Annotated in this window: 16 protein-coding genes and 1 pseudogene; 14 read left to right on the forward strand and 3 right to left on the reverse strand. The window is 66.2% G+C overall.

What is annotated here, in order from left to right:
• Window positions 1–2,145: 2,145 nt before the first annotated feature.
• Window positions 2,146–2,487 carry a hypothetical protein gene (locus A6R01_RS09110; protein WP_292605130.1) on the forward strand — a complete coding sequence of 114 codons (342 nt, stop codon included), beginning with the start codon at window positions 2,146–2,148 and terminating at the stop codon, window positions 2,485–2,487.
• Between the two features lie 968 nt (window positions 2,488–3,455).
• On the opposite strand, the gene A6R01_RS09115 is transcribed toward A6R01_RS09110, so the two are convergent.
• Complete coding sequence (locus tag A6R01_RS09115) at window positions 3,456–3,707, reverse strand: hypothetical protein (protein WP_292605131.1); 252 nt, start codon at window positions 3,705–3,707, stop codon at window positions 3,456–3,458.
• A gap of 569 nt (window positions 3,708–4,276) precedes the next feature.
• Between A6R01_RS09115 and A6R01_RS09120 the strand changes: the two genes are divergently transcribed.
• The 4 genes and pseudogenes from A6R01_RS09120 to A6R01_RS09135 all read left to right on the forward strand — a co-directional run bounded on the left by A6R01_RS09120 (window position 4,277) and on the right by A6R01_RS09135 (window position 8,097).
• On the forward strand, window positions 4,277–5,524 hold the full coding sequence (locus A6R01_RS09120) for an IS256 family transposase (RefSeq protein ID WP_183591284.1): 1,248 nt from the start codon (window positions 4,277–4,279) through the stop codon (window positions 5,522–5,524).
• Window positions 5,525–5,812: 288 nt separating this feature from the next.
• Window positions 5,813–6,851 (forward strand): annotated as a pseudogene (locus A6R01_RS09125) (IS256 family transposase); the annotation flags it as partial.
• Window positions 6,852–6,919: 68 nt separating this feature from the next.
• A complete protein-coding gene (locus A6R01_RS09130) occupies window positions 6,920–7,207 on the forward strand; it encodes a transposase (RefSeq protein WP_292605132.1) in 288 nt (95 codons plus the stop codon).
• Between the two features lie 47 nt (window positions 7,208–7,254).
• Window positions 7,255–8,097 (forward strand): IS3 family transposase, encoded by an 843-nt coding sequence (locus A6R01_RS09135; protein ID WP_292605133.1) that lies wholly within the window; start codon window positions 7,255–7,257, stop codon window positions 8,095–8,097.
• Window positions 8,098–8,431: 334 nt separating this feature from the next.
• Here A6R01_RS09135 and A6R01_RS09140 read toward each other — a convergent pair whose 3' ends face one another.
• Entirely contained in the window at window positions 8,432–9,193 is a 762-nt protein-coding gene (locus A6R01_RS09140; protein WP_292605134.1) for an IclR family transcriptional regulator, read from the reverse strand.
• Between the two features lie 65 nt (window positions 9,194–9,258).
• Here A6R01_RS09140 and A6R01_RS09145 point away from each other — a divergent pair, with 65 nt between their 5' ends.
• The 9 genes from A6R01_RS09145 to A6R01_RS18280 all read left to right on the forward strand — a co-directional run bounded on the left by A6R01_RS09145 (window position 9,259) and on the right by A6R01_RS18280 (window position 18,435).
• Window positions 9,259–10,056, forward strand: coding sequence for a fumarylacetoacetate hydrolase family protein (locus tag A6R01_RS09145; RefSeq protein ID WP_292605135.1), 798 nt, complete (start codon window positions 9,259–9,261; stop codon window positions 10,054–10,056).
• Window positions 10,053–10,985 (forward strand): acetaldehyde dehydrogenase (acetylating), encoded by a 933-nt coding sequence (locus tag A6R01_RS09150; RefSeq protein ID WP_292605136.1) that lies wholly within the window; start codon window positions 10,053–10,055, stop codon window positions 10,983–10,985. Before A6R01_RS09145 ends, A6R01_RS09150 begins: the two co-directional genes overlap by 4 nt.
• A gap of 5 nt (window positions 10,986–10,990) precedes the next feature.
• Window positions 10,991–11,995 (forward strand): 4-hydroxy-2-oxovalerate aldolase, encoded by a 1,005-nt coding sequence (dmpG, locus tag A6R01_RS09155; protein ID WP_292605137.1) that lies wholly within the window; start codon window positions 10,991–10,993, stop codon window positions 11,993–11,995.
• An 835-nt stretch (window positions 11,996–12,830) separates the two neighbouring features.
• Window positions 12,831–13,364 carry a VOC family protein gene (locus A6R01_RS09160; protein WP_292605138.1) on the forward strand — a complete coding sequence of 178 codons (534 nt, stop codon included), beginning with the start codon at window positions 12,831–12,833 and terminating at the stop codon, window positions 13,362–13,364.
• A 108-nt stretch (window positions 13,365–13,472) separates the two neighbouring features.
• The gene (locus tag A6R01_RS09165) at window positions 13,473–14,213 is read left to right on the forward strand and encodes an SDR family oxidoreductase (protein WP_292605139.1); all 741 of its coding nucleotides are present in this window, start codon (window positions 13,473–13,475) and stop codon (window positions 14,211–14,213) included.
• Between the two features lie 321 nt (window positions 14,214–14,534).
• Window positions 14,535–15,461, forward strand: a complete 927-nt coding sequence (locus A6R01_RS09170) for a fumarylacetoacetate hydrolase family protein (protein WP_292605140.1) — start codon at window positions 14,535–14,537, stop codon at window positions 15,459–15,461.
• Between the two features lie 55 nt (window positions 15,462–15,516).
• Window positions 15,517–16,692, forward strand: a complete 1,176-nt coding sequence (locus A6R01_RS09175) for an NADH:flavin oxidoreductase (RefSeq protein ID WP_292605141.1) — start codon at window positions 15,517–15,519, stop codon at window positions 16,690–16,692.
• On the forward strand, window positions 16,682–17,674 hold the full coding sequence (locus tag A6R01_RS09180) for an amidohydrolase family protein (protein WP_292605142.1): 993 nt from the start codon (window positions 16,682–16,684) through the stop codon (window positions 17,672–17,674). Before A6R01_RS09175 ends, A6R01_RS09180 begins: the two co-directional genes overlap by 11 nt.
• A gap of 143 nt (window positions 17,675–17,817) precedes the next feature.
• Complete coding sequence (locus A6R01_RS18280) at window positions 17,818–18,435, forward strand: GntR family transcriptional regulator (RefSeq protein ID WP_366925099.1); 618 nt, start codon at window positions 17,818–17,820, stop codon at window positions 18,433–18,435.
• Here the strand turns inward: A6R01_RS18280 and A6R01_RS09190 are convergent.
• Window positions 18,393–19,654, reverse strand: a protein-coding gene (locus A6R01_RS09190) for an IS3 family transposase (protein ID WP_292605144.1) whose coding sequence is annotated in 2 segments (ribosomal slippage) — window positions 18,393–19,306 and window positions 19,306–19,654 — 1,263 coding nt in all. Because the reading frame shifts where the segments join, the coding sequence is not laid out codon by codon here. The two genes, A6R01_RS18280 and A6R01_RS09190, sit on opposite strands and share 43 nt — an antisense overlap.
• Window positions 19,655–19,918 lie beyond the last annotated feature (264 nt).

Below are 19,918 nucleotides of genomic sequence, written 5' to 3' on the forward strand. Positions count from 1 at the left end.
CGGCACCGGCCGGCAGCTCACCCACGCCCACACTGCGAACCTCGTCGCGATCCACCAGAATCACCGATGACGAATCCTCACCGGTGGATCAGGGCTGAGTCACGCATGGAGCATGTTGGCGCGACGCCGACGAGGCGAGCAACGCGCAGGCCCACCGGCCTGCTGTCCGAACAGGCCCCGCCGCGCTCATCGGTGTCCAGGACGGTGGTTCCGGTGACAGGTAGGGATCGGCTGGCGGATCCCCACGCGGCCGTCCCTCCGAGGAGGGCCACATGCGTCAAGTGTCGTTGAGTACCCGGCCCCGTTTCGGCGACGACTGGGCGGAACGGGGCCGGGTTCGCGTCGCCTGTTCGATGGAGGTCGAGGAAGGCCGCCGCGAATCCGGTGGCGCCGAGAGGCTCTGGGTCCTCCAGGCGTCAGCGGTGGGCCGAACGTAATAGCGTCGCCCAGGTGACCGGCGGGTAAGAGACCGACGTCATAACGTCGAGCCGCGTCCGTATCAACCTTGGGCGAAACGAGGATGTCGATCGGCTATTAGCTGGACCATACGGGCCGGGTACCGCACGGGGACAGGGCTTGACTCCAGCACGCGGTTGCAGCACCCCTCTGGCCGCAACCTAGAGGTATCGCTGGAGCGGTAAGAGCCTGTTCGGGACACCGAGCCTGCGAGAAGCAGTCAGTACCCCGTCGCCGTTCGCGGCCGAGTTCTGGCGCGTTTGCTCCTCGGGAACTGCCTCGGGTCCTGTCGGGCCTCGTAACCGTCGTGCTCCGCTCAGCACGTGAGTCGTGGGGCCCGCGCCCGGGGGCGGCCGTCGAGCTATGACGTACGTCCCTACTGGCCAGTCGCGTATCGAACCGGCCGCGGGAACGCCTAACGTCACAACGGCGGAAGCCAGCCGGCCGGGGGGTCGCATGGCTGAGGCCAGCCGTCGCGTTGATCTGCTCCGTCGGTCAATTGGCGACTGCGGGCTCGCCGGCACAGACTTGCGGCGAGCCCGGAACCCCCACGAGACAAGGCACCACCTTCTCGTGGGCGGAGCAGGTCATCTGCTCGCAGCAAGGGATCGTCGGGGCGCGCTCCCTCCTTGGGCGAAACCCGCCGACGTGCCCTTGTATCTGAACGAGCGAGCGATCCACGAGGTGCTCGCTCGGTGGGAGCGAGCGTCAGCGATGCGATGCTCCGTCGCGGTTGGTACCGGTCGGGACGTCCCGCTTGTCGGCGTGTCTGTCGTGCACATTCGGCGCACAAGGGCGAGGTCGCAGACCCCTGTGGCCTGAGTCCTTTACCGCCGGTCGCGGTGGCCGCTACATCAGTCGGCAGCGCGTCCGGTGGGAGGTCGTAGCGCTTAGGGATCTACGTTCGGCGTTCGATGTCTGGCGGCATCGCGCCGGCGATCAGGCGAACTGCGTTGCGCACGGCTAGCCATTCGGCTCCGAGAAGAGTGCCGTCGGAGCGGCGACGTTCGAGGTGTGCCAGGAGCTGACCGACTGCTTCGGGATCGTTCCGGATGACCCGAAGGGCTTGCTCGGGGGAGGGGTGCGAGGCCTTCCGGGGGTTTGCGTCGGCGCTCGGAAGCGGCTGGCTGGAGGCGTCGGTCAGCGGCCCTGCAGCGGCCTGCACGTCCTGCGCTCGGTAACGCGGGACGTCGACCAGCCGGACCTCGACGGCGCCCTTCCGTGCGCCGAGCCGCCGCAAGGCGGCATCGTTCCGGCATCTGGTCGAGCACCAGACTGGGCGTCGGCCGACGCCCCGGTAGACGACTGTGCCGCCGCAGTTCGGGCAGGAGCGAACATCTTCTGGGTGCTGATCATGGTCGGCCATAGAAGGCTCCAGGCGACTGGGGACTCACCGTCGTTTCGCACAATCGAAACACTCGAGGGTCCGAGGATGCAAGAGGTGTGTGGCACTTGGTCGGTCGCGGAAATTTGGGGGGACGCAGAGGGGTGTCGGTGACGGCTGGGGCGTCGGGTTCGGATCGGCTGGACTGGCTGGGCCGAGGGAGCGGGTTTGAAGGTTTCTGCGGCTCGGTGATCGCTCGGGGACCGGGAAAATGTCGTAGGTGACTGTCAGAGTCCATGTCGACACGAGTGAGGACCAGATGAGTCAGCAGACGATCAAGCAGCAGGCGCGGCGTACGGCGCGGGATGGCCGAGAAGCGGCGGCGCGAGCGCGAGGAGCGGGTGCGCCGGGTGATCGACCTGGCCGAGCGGGTCATGGTCGCGATAGGTGAGCGCGACCAGGCGGTGATGGAAACCGAGAAGCGCGCCGGTGAGGCGCTGCGGGAGTTGACCGAGCGAGAGGGTCTATCCCTGAGCGAGGCCGTCGAGTGGTGCGGTGAGACGGTGAGCGTTCGGGAGGCGACGCGGCTGCGGCGGCTCGCCGGCGACCAGGCCGACAGTGGCGACGGCGAGCAGGGCGGCGACGGTGCGGCGGGGCTGGCGCCTGCCGGGAGCGGGGGAGCGGGTGCCGGTTCGGCGGCTGGATGACGCCGGCCTCACGGCGGTCGCGGCAGCGATCGCCGATTCGGCGGTGCTCACGCGGTACCGGGCGAAGGTCGCCACGGTGCCGGGCAGTGAGTGCCTGTGGTGGACCGGAGCGGTGGCCGGTCGGTCCGAGCGAGAGCGCACGGACGGCGGCGGCCATGGCCGGTTCTGGTACGCGCCGGGGCGGGTGATCATCGCGCACCGGTTCGCGTTTGCGGTGATGCACGGCGTGGACTCGCTCGCCCAGGCACGGCTGCTCGGGCATCGGTGTCACAACCCGCTATGCCAGCGGATCGCGCCGAACCACGTCGTGGTGTCGAGCGCGGCGCAGAATCGCCGGGAGTGGTCGGTACAGCCGCGGCTGCCCTACAGCCCGCTGGCCGACCCGCGTGGCCCGCGTCGGCAAGCGCGGGAGCTGCGCGACCTGGCGCGGGGAGGACCCGCAGCTGGTGGCCGACGACCTCGCGCGGCTCCAGGAGCTGCTGGGCGAGCAGCTGACGCTCTGGTGATCCCGACCCGAGACCGGGCCGAACGCAGAAGGCCGCCCACAGCGGACACAGCGCAGCGGGCGGCCTTGGCGGTTGGGGCAGACGATCACCCGGCCTCTCGGTCCACGGCGGCGTTCATGCGGGCTCGCCGTCGAGGAGCCGACCGAGCGTCTCCCACAGGTCGACGTAGCCGTCCGCGTCCTCGGGTGCCTGCTCGCCCACTGGGCGTGCAGGGCGCGGATGCGGTCGAGCCGGTCCAGGCGGTCGGGCAGCGCGGTGCGCGCGGCGGCCATGAACTCGACGTCGGCGGCGTGGCCAGTGGTCTTGAGGCCGAGCCAGTGATCGTGGCCGGCGTAGTAGGCCACGAGGATGTTGTCCGGGATCAGGGCGTCGGCGGCGGTGGCGCGGATCTTGTCACCGACACGCGTCCACGGGCCGGGGGTCGCGCGGGCTCCAGGGCGCGGAGCGTGGCGTCGTCCTCGCTCATGCTGGCTGGTCCTCCCGGGCGGTCGCGTCGGCGAGGTCGAGCCGCCCGGAGGCGGCGGTGGCCACGGCGGTGATCCGGGCGGCGAGCGCGCGCAACTCGGCGGGCGTGCCCTGGATCGCCACCACGTCGTCCCCGGCCAGCGTCAGGACCGGTTGGCGGTGCTCACCGGCTCCCACCCAGTCCTCGCCGGGGGTGAACACCTGGACGCTGGTCTCGCGGGCGGCCAGCCACTCGATGTGCGCGCTCACGGGGTCACCTCGGCGGGTGGGGTGCCAATGAGGCGGCGGAACGCCGCATCGTCGGACTCCATGGCGAGCAGACCCGGTGCTGATCGTCGGCTCGTCCGGCGACCTCGGTCAGCACGACTCGCAGGCCCTCAGGAACGCGACAACGTCGCGGGCGCTGAGGTCTCCGCGTGGCGGGATCGGCACGGACATCAGCCGCGTAGGGGACTGCGTTCATGGCTACGCGGCGTCGCGCTGGTCCTCCGCGCTGATGACGGTGCCGGTCGGGTCCGGCTGGGCGGGCTCGGTCATGGCTCCTCCTTCGATTGGGCCGGTGGCGGGCCGGACTCGGGGTCTCAGCCCGACGGTGGTTCGTGCGGGATTGAGCGTGAGGCTCCTCCGGTTCAACTCGCCACTCCCGCACGTCAGGCAGAGCCCGGGTCCTCGGATCCGGCGCTTCGTCCGTTCCCGGTGCCAGTTGAGTCCCCGATGATGGTGTAACGCGGTTGCCGGCCTCGTCGTAGTAGACGTGGAGCGGCCACCGCGTGATCTTCGAGTGAACCCTTCACAGCACTCTCGAACGGAGCATCACGGTGACCGCACCTCACATTGTCGACCCTGCCGGCCTGCTTGGCGAGGCCCTGGCGGAAGCCTCCCCGGACCTCATGCGCAACCTGCTGCAGACGGTGATCAACGCGCTGCTGTCCGCCGACGCCGACGCGGTGGTCGGTGCCGAGTGGGGCCAACGCAGCCCGGACCGGACCGCGCAGCGCAACGGCTACCGGCACCGCGACCTGGACACCCGGGTCGGCACGATCGACGTCGCGATCCCCAAGCTGCGCACCGGGACGTACTTCCCCGAGTGGCTGCTCGAGCGGCGCAAGCGGGCCGAGTCGGCGCTGATCACGGTGGTGGCGGACTGTTATCTGGCCGGGGTGAGCACCCGCCGGATGGACAAGCTCGTCAAGCAGCTGGGCATCAACAGCCTGTCGAAGTCGCAGGTGTCCCGGATGGCCGCCGACCTGGACGAGCAGGTCGAGGCCTTCCGCCACCGGCCCCTCGACGAGGCCGGACCCTTCACGTTCGTCGCCGCCGACGCCCTGACCATGAAGGTGCGCGAGGGCGGGCGGGTCATCAACGCTGTGGTCCTGATCGCGACCGGTGTCAACGGTGACGGGCACCGCGAGGTCCTGGGCATGCGGGTGGCCACGGCCGAGACCGGGGCGGCGTGGAACGAGTTCTTCGCCGACCTCGTGGCCCGCGGCCTGGCTGGGGTCCGGCTCGTGACCTCAGACGCGCACGCCGGCCTCGTCGAGGCCATCGCGGCCAACCTTCCCGGCGCCACCTGGCAGCGCTGCCGCACCCACTACGCCGCCAACCTCATGAGCGTGACCCCGAAGTCGATGTGGCCGGCGGTCAAGGCGATGCTGCACTCGGTCTACGACCAGCCCGACGCCGCCGCGGTGCACGCCCAGTTCGACCGGCTGCTGGACTACGTGGCCGCCAAGCTGCCGGCGGTGGCCGAGCACCTCGACGCCGCCCGCGCCGACATCCTGGCCTTCACCGCCTTCCCCAAGGACGTCTGGACCCAGATCTGGTCCAACAACCCCTCCGAGCGGCTGAACAAGGAGATCCGGCGCCGCACCGACGCCGTGGGCATCTTCCCCAACCGGCAGGCCATCGTTCGCCTCGTCGGGGCCGTGCTGGCCGAACAGACCGACGAATGGGCCGAAGGCCGCCGCTACCTCGGCCTCGAAGTCCTCGCCCGCTGCCGACTCGCTCCAGTGACCGACACGACGACGGAGGTGAGCACCGACCCCGTCCTCGAACTCAGCGCCTAACCCCTACGAAGGATCACAGGCGATACACCACTACCTGGGACTTGACCCCGGTGCCTAATCCGTGGAGCGAGTCGCTGGAGGCGAGCGCGCGGCAAGGGGGCGTGTCAGATCCTCTGTGTAAGGGCGTGACCTCCAACCTGAATCGCATGGGCGGTTCTCGAGAGGAGTCACGTCATGGAGGAAGTGCTGGACACTGTCGAGGTGGGACGGCCTCGACGCGAGCCTGAGGAGCCTCAGTTCCTCGACGCCGAGGCGATTGAGGCGCTGATCGCGCAGGCCCGTGAGCAGGGGGTGGAGCTGCTCGGCGAGGGTGGTCTGCTCAAGCAGATGACCAAGGCCGTGCTCGAGCGGGCGTTGGCCGAGGAGCTGACCGATCATTTGGGCTACGAGGTCGGCGACTCGGCCGGGAACGGGTCTGGGAACAGCCGCAACGGCTACACCCCGAAGAAGCTGATCACCGAGGCCGGGACGCTGGATCTGGACGTCCCGCGGGACCGGGCCGGCACCCACGAGCCCCAGATCGTCCGCAAGGGACAGAGCCGCCTGGACGGGATCGACAAGATCGTGATCGGGCTCTAGGCCCACGGCATGACCGTGCGCGACATCCAGAACCACCTGCTCGACATCTACGAGATCGACGTCTCCCGGATCTGATCTCCAAGATCACCGACGCCGTCCTCGACGAGGTCCGCGAGTGGCAGGCCCGGCCGCTGGAGCCGGTGTGGCCGGTGATCTTCCTCGACGCCATCGTGTGCAAGGTCCGCGACTCCGGGATGGTGAAGAACAAGGCCGCCCACCTGGCCGTCGGGGTCGGCGTCGACGGCGAGAAGGAGGTCCTCGGGATCTGGGTCGAGCACACCGAGGGCGCGAAGTTCTGGCTGCGAGTGATGAACGACTTGAAGTCCCGCGGGATCGAGGACGTCTTGATCGTGGTGTGCGACGGCCTGACCGGGCTCCCGGCCGCGATCGAGGCGGTCTGGCCCAATGCGGTCGTGCAGACCTGCATCGTGCACCTGACCCGCGCGAGCCTGCGGTGGTCAACTACAAGGACCGCAAACGCGTCGCCGCCCAGCTACGGCTGATCTACAGCGCCCCGACCGAGCAGGGCGCCCGCGACGCCCTGGATGCCTGGACCGACTCCGAGATCGGCCGCCAGTACCCCGCGATCAAACGACAGTGGGAGGTTGCCTGGGAGCAGGTGATCCCGTTCTTCGCGTTCCCGCCCGAGGTCCGCAAGGTCATCTACACCACCAACATGATCGAGTCGATCAACTACCAGCTACGCAAGATCACCAAGACCCGCGGCCACTTCCCGACCGACGACGCCCGGAGCCTGACCCGGTAGCCCGGACACCTGATCTGTAGCGATGATCGCTGCAGGAAGGGAGTTCGAAGATGCCTGCACCTCACCCGCCCGAGTTCCGTCGCAGGGCGATCGACCTGGCCCGGCAGCCGGATGCGTCGGTCGCCCAGGTCGCGAAGGATCTGGGGATCAGCGAGTCCGGTCTGCGCCGCTGGATGGCCCAGGACGACATCGACTCCGGCCGCAAGGAAGGTCTCTCGACCAGCGAGCGCGAAGAGCTGGTCCGGCTACGTCGGGAGAACCGGCGCCAGCAGATGGAGATCGAGATCCTCAAACGCGCCTCGGCCTACTTCGCACAGGAGAACGTGCTCCCAAAATAGGGTTCCGGCTGGTCCAGGAGCTCGCCGCGGACGGCTTCGATGTCGCGGTGGCCTGCCGGGTCTTGAAGGTCTCGCGGTCGGGCTACTACGAGTGGCGCGACCGACCGCCCTCGAACCGTGACCTCGAGGACGCCTATCTGGCGAACACCATCGTCGACATCCATCAGATGTCACGGTGCTCCTACGGCACCCCACGGGTGCACGCCGAGCTCCGGCTCGGGATGGGCGTCCGGGTCGGGCGCAAGCGCGTGGCTCGACTGCTGCGGATGACCGGCCGTCGCGGGATCAGCCACCGCCACAAGCGTCGCCACCGGCCTGCTGAGGCGGTTCACCAGGACCTCGTGCAACGACGGTTCGTGGCCGCTGGGCCGGATCTGTTGTGGTGCACCGACATCACCGAGCACCCCACCCGGGCCGGGAAGGTCTACTGCGCGGCGGTGCTCGACGTGTTCACCCGGCAGGTGGTGGGCTGGTCGATCGCCGATCACATGCGCTCCGAGCTGGTCGTCGATGCCCTGCAGATGGCGATCTGGCGCCGCCGGCCCGCGCCCGGGACCGTGGTGCATGCCGATAGGGGCAGCCAGTACACGTCGTGGGTCTTCGGGCACCGGCTCCGCGACGCCGGCCTGCTCGGATCCATGGGCCGCGTCGCGTCCAGCGTGGACAACTCGATGATCGAGTCGTTCTGGTCGACCATGCAACGCGAACTGCTCGACACCCGCGCCGTGTGGGACAGCCAGGAGCAACTCGGCGCAGCGATCTTTGAGTGGATCGAGGCCTGGTACAACCCGCGCCGACGGCATACCTCGATCGGGATGCTCAGCCCCGTCGACTACGAGCATCACTGGCAGCAGCAACACCTTCACACCGCCGCCAACGGAGCGGCATGATCACCACACCACCCGTGTCCGGAGAACCGGGTCAGGCTCCCCCGAACGTCGCGAGCGCCGAGAGAACGCGAGACGCAATCGAACGGTGCACACCCAGGCTCTCCTTTATCTCCTGGACGCACACCATCGGAAGCACCGGCCGCGAGTTGTAGGGCGTAGAGGCCCCGCGCGAGTATCTGAGTGCCAACAGCACCCCGGGCCGACTCCATGACTGAACCCTGAGTATCTGAACGGACCGGTAGAGGAAGCCAGACCTTCGAGTGTCGCGCGCTGGTCGATTCCAACAGTTGAACCTGTCGAACTGATGTGAGCGCCACTGCCCGCAGTAGTGATGTCAATGGCCATCGCTGCTACTTCGTCGCGCAAGAATCGTGCCAAGAGCTGCCCCGGTTGCCCGCAACACTGCGGTGTGAGCTTCTGGACGGAATCGCGTCGTCGGACCAGCCACGCTAATAGCGGCGCACACCGCAGAAGTCTCGTCGAGTACGGGCACAGCGATGCAGGTGAGGCCCAACGCCGACTCCTCTCGCTCGTAGGCCACGCCCGTCGACGTCACCGTGGACAGTTGACGGGCCAACCGACCGGGCGTTGCGACGGTGTGAGGCGTCCGCCGCTCCAACGGTGCGCTCAGGATCTCCCTTCGAACGATCGGATCGTGCGCCAAGAAGACCTTGCCGATGGCTGTGCAGTGCATCGGCATGCGTCCTCCGACTCTCGATGGGCTGCGGACCTGTCGGTGACCGCCGAGCTTCGCGACGTAGACGACGTGGTGGCCTTCCCGAATGCCAAGATGGACGATCTCGTGCGTCCGTTCGTAAAGGTCCTGAAGGAACGGCATCGCCACCTCGAGCAAGGTTCGCTCAACAGCCGCCCGCATCCCGAGTTCGAACATTCCACCTGAGAGCCGATAGCCGGACTCCGACTTCTCCAGCAGACGGAGCTCCACCAGTTCGGCGGCGAGCCTGAACACGGTTGCTTTGTGCAGCCCCGTCCGTCGCACCAGCTCCGCAAGTGACACGTTCGTGTCGTCACTGTTGAACGCCCTGAGGATGGCAACGGACTTCGACAACACCGTGTTCAGTCCGGGGTCCACCATCAGAGCGTATCGCTCAACGAAACGCGACGCTGGACCTCGATGCGTCAGGAACGCACCCTCAAAGCGTGGATGAGGAGCTTGTTTCCCGCGCTGCAGAGCGTCTTGTCACGGCCGCCGAAGAAGGGCGCCCGTGCGAGCCCGTGCGAGACCTCATAGGTCCCGCAGACCAAGAATCCGCCTACGCCGTTCAGAGACTGGTAGCTGCGCAACGGACACGCGGTGGCGCGCGTCCGTGCGGCCGCAAGGTAGGCCTGACCTCCAAGGCCGTGCAGGCCCAACTCGGCGTCGACCAACCAGACTTCGGTGTCCTCTTTGAGGACATGATCCATGTCGGTGGGAGCGAGATCCCTGCGGACCGGGTTCTGCAACCACGCGTCGAGGCGGAGCTCGCGTTCATGCTCGAGCACGACCTGGTCGAGGGACCTCTCGACGCTGAACAAGTACGACGAGCAACGGCCTACGTGGTTCCTGCCCTCGAAGTCTGCGGCAGCCGCATCACGGGCTGGAACATCTCCTTCGCCGACACGGTCGCCGACAACGCCTCATCGGGCGCCGTCGTCGTCGGCGAAGACGCGTTCAGGATCGATCAGGTCTCAACGGTCGACCTTGCGATGAGCATGAGCGTCGACGGTGTGAAGGTCTCTGCTGGCACCGGCCGCGACTGCCTCGGCGACCCGGTCCTGGCGGTCGCGTGGCTGGCACAGATCTCACGCGGGATCGGCGCGCCTCTCCGTGCCGGCGAGCTTGTGATGTCAGGGGCACTCGGCCCCATGTTCCCGCTCACCCCGGGAGCGCGAGTGACGGCAACGTTCCCGGACCTGGGGACCGTCGCAATGAGGCTGGGCGAAGGGAACACGACATGACAACGAAGGTGGCGGTTATCGGCTCCGGAAACATCGGGACCGACCTGATGATCAAGGTCCTTCGCGGTAGCGGCCGGCTAGAGATGGCGGCCATGGTCGGGATCGACCCGGAGTCGGATGGTCTGGCGCGTGCGCGGCGGATGGGCGTCGCGACCTCCGCTGAGGGCGTCGCCGGCCTCATCAACCTCCCCAACTTCCGCGACATTGACATCGTCATGGACGCGACATCGGCCAATGCGCACACAGCCAACGCGAAGGCCCTTGAGCCTTACGGCAAGACGCTCATTGACCTGACCCCAGCTGCCATCGGGCCCTACGTCGTGCCTGCAGTCAACCTCGAAGAAACAACTGCGGCCAACGTCAACATGGTCACTTGTGGAGGGCAGGCGACGATCCCAATCGTTGCAGCCATCGCCGAGGTCGTGGATGTCGAATACGCAGAGATCGTGGCTTCCATCGCATCCCGATCTGCGGGTCCTGGAACCCGAGCAAACATCGACGAGTTCACGGAGACCACGTCAGCGGCAATCGTCAGCATCGGCAACGCGAGACGTGGCAAGGCCATCATCATTCTCAACCCTGCCGAGCCGCCAATGCTGATGAGAGACACAGTGTTCTGTCTTGCCTCCGTGCCCGACGAAGCCACACAAGACCGAATCGTTCGCTCTGTCGAGGCGATGGTCGATGCCGTCGCGGCCTACGTCCCTGGCTATCGCCTCAAGCAGAAGGTGCAGATCAATCCACTACCAGCGGACCAGCCGCTGGCCACGCTGATCGCCCCCCAAGCACAGCGCGTCACGCACCAGGTGTCTGTTCTTCTCGAGGTCGAGGGTGCCGCGCACTACTTGCCTGCCTACGCCGGCAATCTCGACATCATGACGTCCGCCGCGGTGCAGGTGGCAGAACGCATCGCCGCACGGAAGGACTAAACAGAGTGAGCCCGAAGCTCTTCATTCAGGACGTCACCCTGCGAGATGGAATGCACGCCGTCCGGCACCGCATGACGACCGACGATATCCGACGCATCGCGAGCGCCTTGGACAACGCGGGCGTTGATGCCATCGAAGTCGCACATGGGGACGGGTTGGCAGGCTCGTCAATCAACTACGGCCCGGCGTCGAACTCCGACTGGGAATGGATCGAGGCGGCCGCAAGCGTCATCGAGCAGGCACGACTGACCACCCTCCTCCTGCCTGGCGTGGGGTCCATCCACGAACTCAAGACCGCCTGGGATCTCGGTGTCCGGTCAGTACGTGTGGCCACGCACTGCACTGAGGCCGACATCTCCGCCCAACACATCAGCGCGGCGCGTGAGATCGGCATGGACGTTTCCGGGTTTCTGATGCTCTCGCACATGGCCTCCCCATCTGACTTGGCCGGCCAGGCGAAGCTCATGGAGTCCTACGGAGCGCACTGCGTCTACGTCACCGACTCAGCTGGTCGGCTTACCATGCGCGATGTCCGCGACCGCGTGCGTGCCTATCGGGACGTTCTCGATCCGGAAACCGAGATCGGGATCCATGCCCACGAAAACCTGTCGCTGTCCGTGGCCAACTCGATAGTCGCCGTCGAGAACGGTGTACGACGTGTCGACGCCTCGCTCGCCGGCCACGGCGCGGGAGCAGGAAACTGCCCACTGGAGGCATTCATCGCCGTCGCTGAGTTGTCGGGACTCAAGCACGCGTGCGACCTGTTCAAGCTCCAAGACGCGGCCGATGACCTCGTACGTCCCCTTCAAGACAGGCCAGTCCGCGTCGATCGAGACACACTGACACTCGGATACGCCGGCGTCTATTCGTCATTTCTTCGGCACGCTCAGAACGCCGCGGATCGATACCAGGTCGATGTCCGCGACATTCTCGTGGAATGCGGTCGCCGAAGCCTGGTCGGTGGTCAGGAGGACATGATCATCGACGTCGCCCTCGACCTCGCCGGATGATGCTGACCACCTAGTCGCTGAGTTCGCCGCCCCGGACAACGAATCCAGGTCACGCCGGCGAGAAGCGAGAGCTCAGGCGCCCGCAGGTTTCATCAACTCGGTGAGGCTCGCTGGCGCGGGCCCTGCTGCGCAGATCTACTGCGACCTGTCAGGGCTGACCAAGACTAAGCGCGCTCGAGACCGCGTCGAGCGGCGGCCGTTGGGGCACCCTCGGGGACGCTGTCCCGCCCGAGGGTGCCCCGATGGTGCGGACGCCCGACTAGCCCGCGGCCTTTAGCGCCTTACTGATGACCTTGAAGTTGGCTCGCCGAAGCAACTCCTCCGCGTCGTTCGCCCGGACATGCGAGCGGACGTCGATCGCTGGCGCGGCGACGCGGACATCGTGTTCATCGCGTTGCGCCTCAAAGCAACGGTCGGGCGCCGGATCGTGGAGTGGCCGAACGTCGACAGGTTTGTGCTGCGCGACCGTAAGGCGATCGAGCGCGCGGACTGCCGGCCTATTCCGGGCTGCTTGCCGACTAGCTCGGGACAGACCATTGGCGAGCGATGGTTGCGCGGTTCGTGTCTCCTGCCTGGGTGCCAGGTCGCTGCCGGCGGCTCTTGAGCGCGCCTCGAGCAGCCCACTAACTGTGTGCAGGAACGACACGACACGAGTCCGCGCGGTCGCGGCCCAACGAAGTAGGGAGCGCCCAGAATCTTGCGCTTGGGGTGGAGTTGACGCCAATCTGCATACAGATTATGGTTTCCGTGTCCGAGGCGCAGGCCAATCAACCCCACGGAATCTTATGTTGGTTGCGGGCGGCCGGCACCTCAAAACCGACCTGGAAGGTGCGTCATGGCGATCGCTGAATTGGGGCATTTCGGAGTGTTCTGCAACGACCTGGAGCGCTCGACAATCTTCTATCGGGACGTGCTGGGTCTCACCGTCACCGATGAGGACGCGAACCTCGGTATGCGGTTCTTCAGCGCGCGCCCCCAGTTCGAGCACCACGAGTTCCAGCTCGTCGAGGGGCGAGTGACCGCTGAAGACACCAAACTGATCCAGCAGATCTCGTTCCGCGTCAATCACCTCACCGAGCTGATTGAGATGTACGGACGACTCGTCGACAACGATGTCCTCTTGGATCTGGTGGTGACCCACGGCAACGCCTTCGGCATCTACTTCTTTGATCCGGAAGGCAATCGGTGCGAGGTCTACTGGCAGACCGGTCTCCCCGCCCGCCAGCCTTTCCTCGCCGCCGTCGATCTGAACGAGCCGATCGACAAGTTGCTGGCCGAGAACGCAGCGCTGGTGGAGCAGTACGGGCGAACCGGCTATCTCCAGCCGGGCCTAGTCAAGAATCTGATTCCCGACGCCACCGAGGCCTGACCCGCTCGGCTCCACGCCCTTCGGTCTCGGATGCGGCCGGCTCTCGAGGGCAAATGCACGCCCGAGACGGCCGTCTCCGAATGCTCGGTCATTGACGAGAGGCGACTCATGAGCGCACTTTCCGGCAAGCGGGCCTTAGTCACCGGAGGTTCCCGGGGCATCGGCGCCGCCATCGTGCTGACTCTCGCCGATCACGGCGCAGACGTTGCGTTTACGTTCGAGCGTTCCACCGGCCCCGCGCAGGAGATACTCGACCGCATCCAGCGCGCTGGGCGAGCAGGCTTCGCGATCCAAGCCGACTTCTCGGAGGCCACTGCGGTTCGCGACTCGGTTCACGAGGCAGCACGCGTGCTCGGTGGACTGGACATCCTGGTCAGCAACGCCGCCATCGTTCGCTTCAGCTCTATCGAGGACATCAAAGCCGACGACATCGAGGCCCTCTTCCGCGTCAACTTTCAAGCACCGATACTTGCCGCAAGCGCCGCCATCTCCCACCTCTCCGCCGGTGGCCGAATCGTGATCGTCGGGAGCGCTGGCGCGGATCGCACCGTCGGCGAAGGCGGTGTGGTGTATTCGATGACGAAGCGCGCACTGCAGTCGTTAACACACGGACTTGCCCGTGAGCTCGGCCCTAAGAACATCACCGTCAACCTCGTTCAACCTGGCTCCACCGACACCGACTCGAACCCAAGTACTAGCGAGTTCGCCGACTTCCAGCGTGATCTGATCCCGCTCGGCCGATACGGATCGCCAGACGATGTCGCTGCCGGCGTGGCATTTCTGGCAAGTCCGGCCGCGAGCCAGGTCACCGGTGCGACGCTCAACATCGACGGCGGACTGAACACCTGACGGCGGATCGCCAAGGACCGAGCCAGCCGAAAGTTCAGCCGCATCCACGGCGTCGGCCGGCAGTCGCGGCAGGCAGGTAGAGCGGCGCCTTCTTCTTGAAGTTTGACCAGGGCGCAGCGAGATCCGAAGCCGACAGATCGCGATGAACGCCTGCGTGAGGAAGCGCCAAGCCAAGCGCAGCCGTCGCTACTTCGCTGTATGCAGATCATGCTACGTCGTCAGTGGGTAGCGCTTCAGAGCTGTCTGCGCGCGCTTGCCTTCCCGCAAATTCTGTATACAGTAGGGGAGCCGTTGGTTAGGAACCGCGAAAGGATCACTGGAATGAGCTGGAGTCTCGTCACGTACCGCACCGACCTGGAGTCTCGGCCCCGAGCGGGTGTGCTTGACGCCGAAGGTCGTGTGCGCCGTCACCCGGTTCTCGACGGCTTTGACGGCCTGTTCGAGGCGGTTCAGGAATGGGATCGCTTGGCCGACGCACTGAGAAGTAGCGATATGACCCAGGGTGAGTTGGTTGCTGACGCCGAGCTGCTGGCTCCGATCCGGTACCCGCGGAAGGTGATGTGCGCCGGCGCCAACTACCCCGATCACCTTCGCGAGATGGGTGCGGATCAGCCGTCCGAGGGACTGCGACCCTACTTCTTCCTCGTGCCTCCATCGACGGCGATCATCGGCCCTGGCGAACAGGTCCGCATCACCGAAGAGGACTCGATTCGCCCCGACTACGAAGCGGAACTCGCCGTCGTGATGGGCCGCAGAGGCAAGAGGATCCCTGCTGAACTGGCTCAGGACTACGTCGCCGGGTACACCCTGTTCAACGACGTCACGGCTCGAGGCCTTCTGTCGCGCGATATGGCGGTCGCGCCGCCGTTCGAGTTCGATTGGCTGAACGCGAAGGGCGGTGACTCCCACTGCCCGACCGGCCCAGGTCTCGTCCCGTCGTGGCTGGTTCCGGACCCGCACGCGCTCTCCCTTCGCCTTTGGCATAACGGCAAACTCAAGCAAGACGGCCACACGTCTCAGATGATCTTCAACATCTGGGAATTGATCGCTGCGGCGAGCGAAAGGGTGACCCTTGAGCCGGGCGACATCATCGCGACGGGTACCCCGGCCGGCGTCGGCGTCGCCCAGGGCCTCGCGCTGCGCGGTGGCGACGAACTTGTCGTCGAGGCAGACCTGATCGGCCGGCTCACTAGTTCGGTCGTCGTCGAGGACTTGATTCCTGCTGCACCGATTTCCAGGCGTTCGTGATGACGACGCCGACTGCGAAGACGCAACTGGTCATCGTAGGGACGGAGGCCTGATCATGGCAGACACAAACGCCCGCCATCGGGCACTGTTCGAGCCGTTCCAGCTTGGTGCGAAGTCGCTGCGGAACCGCATCCTGATGACCCCGCTCTCGGTCTGCTACGCCACCGGCGACGGGTACGTGAGCAACCAGATGATTCAACACTATGGTCGCCGGGCCGCCGGGGGCGCGGCAATGATCATCGTGGAGAACATGGCGGTTGACACGTCGGGACGGCAGCTGCCTCGGCAGGCGCTGATCGACGGCCGGGACCGGCTTCCGAAGTTGACCGAGCTGGCCGCCGAGATCAAGCGACACGGCGCCGTAGCGATCGTGCAGATCGTGCATGCCGGGCGCTACGCAGGCCCGTGGGACGAGTACGAGTCCCGCCGCCGGCTGGCTCCATCTGCGATCGGCTTTCCACTGCTACCGGGACTGAGAGTCACTCCTCAGGAAATCACCACGGAGGAGATCGAGGCGGCCGTGCAGAGCTTCGCCTACAGCGCCGCGTTGGCGGAGGAAGCCGGGTTCGACGGGGTAGAAATCCATGGCGCCCAGGGGTTCCTGATCTCGTCTTTTCAGTCGCCCCGAATGAACCTTCGCGTCGACGACTACGGCCGGGAACCGAACAAGTTCCCGTTGCGGGTGATCGATGCTGTCCGGGCCGCAGTCAGTCCTGAGTTCCTTGTCGGATACCACCTCTTCGCGGGCGAGCTAATGCCGGGTGGATGGGATGCCGACGACGCGATAGCCTTCTCGACCCTGCTGCCCGATCACGGCGTCGACTTCGTCATCCCGATGGTCTCGACGTTCGAATCCCTCCGAGCGGAGGCGAACGTAGGACTCTTCGGGCGGCCCCAGTTCCAACGGGATGTGTCGAGCCAGATTGCGCGCGCATGCTCGGCACCGGTATTCACTAACGGCCAGCTCGCAGACCCTGACCTTGCCGCCGACATCGTGATGGCAGGTGAAGCGGCGATGGTCGGTCTGGGTAGACCGATCCTGGCCGACCCTGAGTGGCCGATCAAGGTAAGAGATGGGCGCCTGGACGAGATCGTCGCGTGCGCGTGCCATCCACCGCGCTGCCTCCAAACACAACTAGCCGGCGTTGTCTGCTCGGCCTGGCCGTCTTCGGCGCAAGATTGCGGATTCCTTGGCTACGAGACGTCGGAGGAACTGGCACATGGCAGCTGACACAGCACGCGTCATCGATGTTCAAGCGCACATCCTGCCGTCTAGCTACATCGACGCCCTTCGGACCATCGCCTCCGGTTCGGATAGGGCCGCAGGCATCGCTGCTCGCGCGTTGGCGAGCCCATTGACGATGAAGGATCCGGTCTTCACACACGATCTCGACGAGAGGCTTCGCCTCATGGACCTCGCGGGCGTGGATATGCAGATCCTGGAGTTCCCTGCGCCGAACGTCTGGTCCGACGACGTTGATGTCCGACGGCGGGCCACAGAGTCGTTCAACGACGGGGTTGCTGACATCGTCCGCGACCATCGCCAGCGCTTCGCCTTCTCGGCCAGCCTGCCGGTTCCCTTCGTCGACGCTGCGATCGCGGAGTGCGAGCGCGCCCTTGACCAACTGGGCGCTGTCGCCGTGACTCTGTGCACTCATATCGAGGATGTCCCCATCGATGACCGCAGGCTTGATCCATTGTATGAGTACCTCTCAAACAGGGGTTGCACCGTTCTCCTGCACCCAGAGGGGTTTTCCATCAAGAACGCGCTGGCGGATCACGGGATGGAGTGGGCGCTCGGTGCCCCGTTCGACGACACGATCGCCGCAGTGCGCCTGATCTACGGCGGTGTCCTTGACCGATTCCCAGGGATCAACTGGGTCGTGCCGCACCTCGGTGGAGTGTTGCCGTTCCTTGCAAAGCGCTTGGACTTCGTATGGCGGCTCACGCCCGACGTGCGAAAACTTCTCCCGACGCAGCCGTCCGACTATCTAGGTCGGCTCTGGTTCGATACGGCAAACCCCGACCCTCGCGCCCTGCGCCTCGCGTGCGACGTCTTAGGGGCGGAGCGGTTCATGTACGCGAGCGACTTTCCATTCGCTCAACGACAGGCCCTGCAACCCGGATTGGCGGCACTCGGCGCGCTCGACGTCGGTCCCTCGGTACGTGCAGGGATGAAAGGGCAGACGGCTCGTCGCTTGTTCGGCCTCTGACATCACCGTCAATTCCGACAGCACGAGGAACGAAGCATGACGAGCGTGGAGTGTGCGGGGTGACTGGCGCTGCTCGCTCGGCCGAAGTGGTGTATCTAGGGCTTCGACAGCAGATCTTGAGCGGGCACCTAGCCCCAGGTCAGGTGATCTCTCAGGTTCGGCTCGCGCAGGAGTTCGGCGTCAGCCGAACGCCCTTACGTGAAGCCATGCGGCGGCTTCAGCAGGAGGGCCTGATCGCGGCCGAGGTCAATCGACGCGCTCGCATCGTGGAGTTCGACGCTGTGGCTCTCGAGCAGATCTACTCCGAGCGCATCATGCACGAGTCTCTCGGGCTCGAGATCACTCTCCAGAGATGGGAGCCGCAGGATCTCGATCAAATGGACGTCTACGTTCGCACGTTGCGGAGGGCCAAGGAGGACGGGGCGCTCGATGTGTGGGACGCGGCTCACCTGGACTTCCATCGTCATCTCGTCGGTCGTTCGAATGACCGGTTGAAGCGGCAGATCAAGACCCTCGCCGAGCAGGGTGAGAGGTTCCGATGCATGGTCGAGGGCCCGACGCTTAACGTTTGGAACGATTGGGACCTTGACCATGAACTCATCGCCGCCGCATGTCGTGAGGGCCGTCGGCAGGAAGCGGTCGGTTGCCTGGCCCGCCATCTTGCACGATCCGCAATGGCCCTCGGGCCCTGTCCCCGGATCTTGGACACGGGGTGTGATTACGCGGCGGTCGGCAGCGTAGCGGCTCGGCGGGCCTCGTAGGTGGACGGGGACAGGTAGCCGCACCAGGTGTGACGGCGGCGGGTGTTGTAGCGGACGAGCCACTTGAAGACCTGCCGGCGACACGTCGGCTCGTCGATCCAGCAGGCGGCGTCTTGGAGGACCTCGCGCTTCATCGTGGCGTTGAACGACTCCGCCAGTGCGTTGTCTGCCGACGAGCCGACGGCGCCCATCGACTGGGTGACGCCGAGTCTCGTGCAGAGCTTGGCGTAGTCCTTCGAGCAGTAGACCGACCCGTGGTCGCTGTGGAAGATCGCGCCCTTGAGGCTGCCACGGGTCGCGCCAGCGGCCTTCAGCGCGTCCTCGACGAGCTCGGTGCGCATGTGGTCGGCGATCGCCCACCCGGCGAGCCGACGTGAGTAGCAGTCGATCACGGTCGCCAGGTACAGGTTCGTCCCGTCGGCCAACGGCAGGTAGGTGATGTCCCCGACGTAGCGCCGGTTCGGCGCATCGGCGGTGAAGTCCCGCTTGAGCAGGTCGGGGTGCTGGTGCCCCGACGGTTCGGGAATCGTGGTCCGCACCCGGCGCTTCTTCACATAGCCACGGATGCCCTCAAGCCGCATCACCCGGGCTACGCGCTTGTGGTTGACCCGCTCCCCGGGCTTGGCGCCGTCGTTGAGCTCGGCGGTAATACGCGGCGCGCCGCAGGTCTTGTCCTCGGCGTGCACGGCTCTGATCCGCTCGGCCAGCTCGGCATCGGCCTGGGTGCGCTGCTCGCGCGCCGGGGCCGCCTTGAGCCAGGCGTAGTAGGACGAGCGCTCGATCTCGACGAGCTCGCACAGTCGCTTCACCTCGAAGGTGGCGGAGTTGTCGGCGACGAACTGGAAGCGACTCACCAGCGCGTCTCCCCGGCGAAATACTTGGCCGCCCGCTGGAGGATCTCGCGCTCAGCGGTGAGCTTGGTGGTCTCGACCTCGAGCTCGTTGACCCGGGCCTCGAGCCGGGCGATCTTCTGCTCCGGCGTCTCATCGGCTGGTGCTGAAGCACCCGTCCTCGCCGGCTTGGACTGCAGTGGGCTGGAGGTCAGCGTCCCGTCTGCGGCGGTCTTCTTGCCGGTCCCGTAGGCCTCGAGCCAGTGCCGCAGCGTGCCGCGCACGATACCGAGGTCATCGGCGATGCCGCGGACCGTGGCGCCCGGGGTGGACTCGTACAAGTCGACGGCCTGACGACGAAACTCTTCGGAGTAGTTCTTCCTGGCCATGGTTCTCGGATCATCTCGCTTCCCCAGCACCAGGTGCTGGATTCAGCGTGTCCAAGAACCGGGGTCAGGCCCCCTCCTCGGATCGCTGGCCCCCGAGTACGACGCGGCGCAGGTCAGGGTGGCTCTCGAGATCGTTGCCGGCATAAGCCGGGCGGGTGAATCCACCCGACTGGATGATCAGAACGACTAGTTCGAAGGGCGCAGTCGCGAGCTGACGCGCCGCCCAAACAGGAGCCGTTCCATCGGCGTAGGTGCCGTCGGTTG

It is taken from the genome of Nocardioides sp. REDSEA-S30_B4, assembly GCF_001627265.1.
Lineage (GTDB): Bacteria > Actinomycetota > Actinomycetes > Propionibacteriales > Nocardioidaceae > Nocardioides.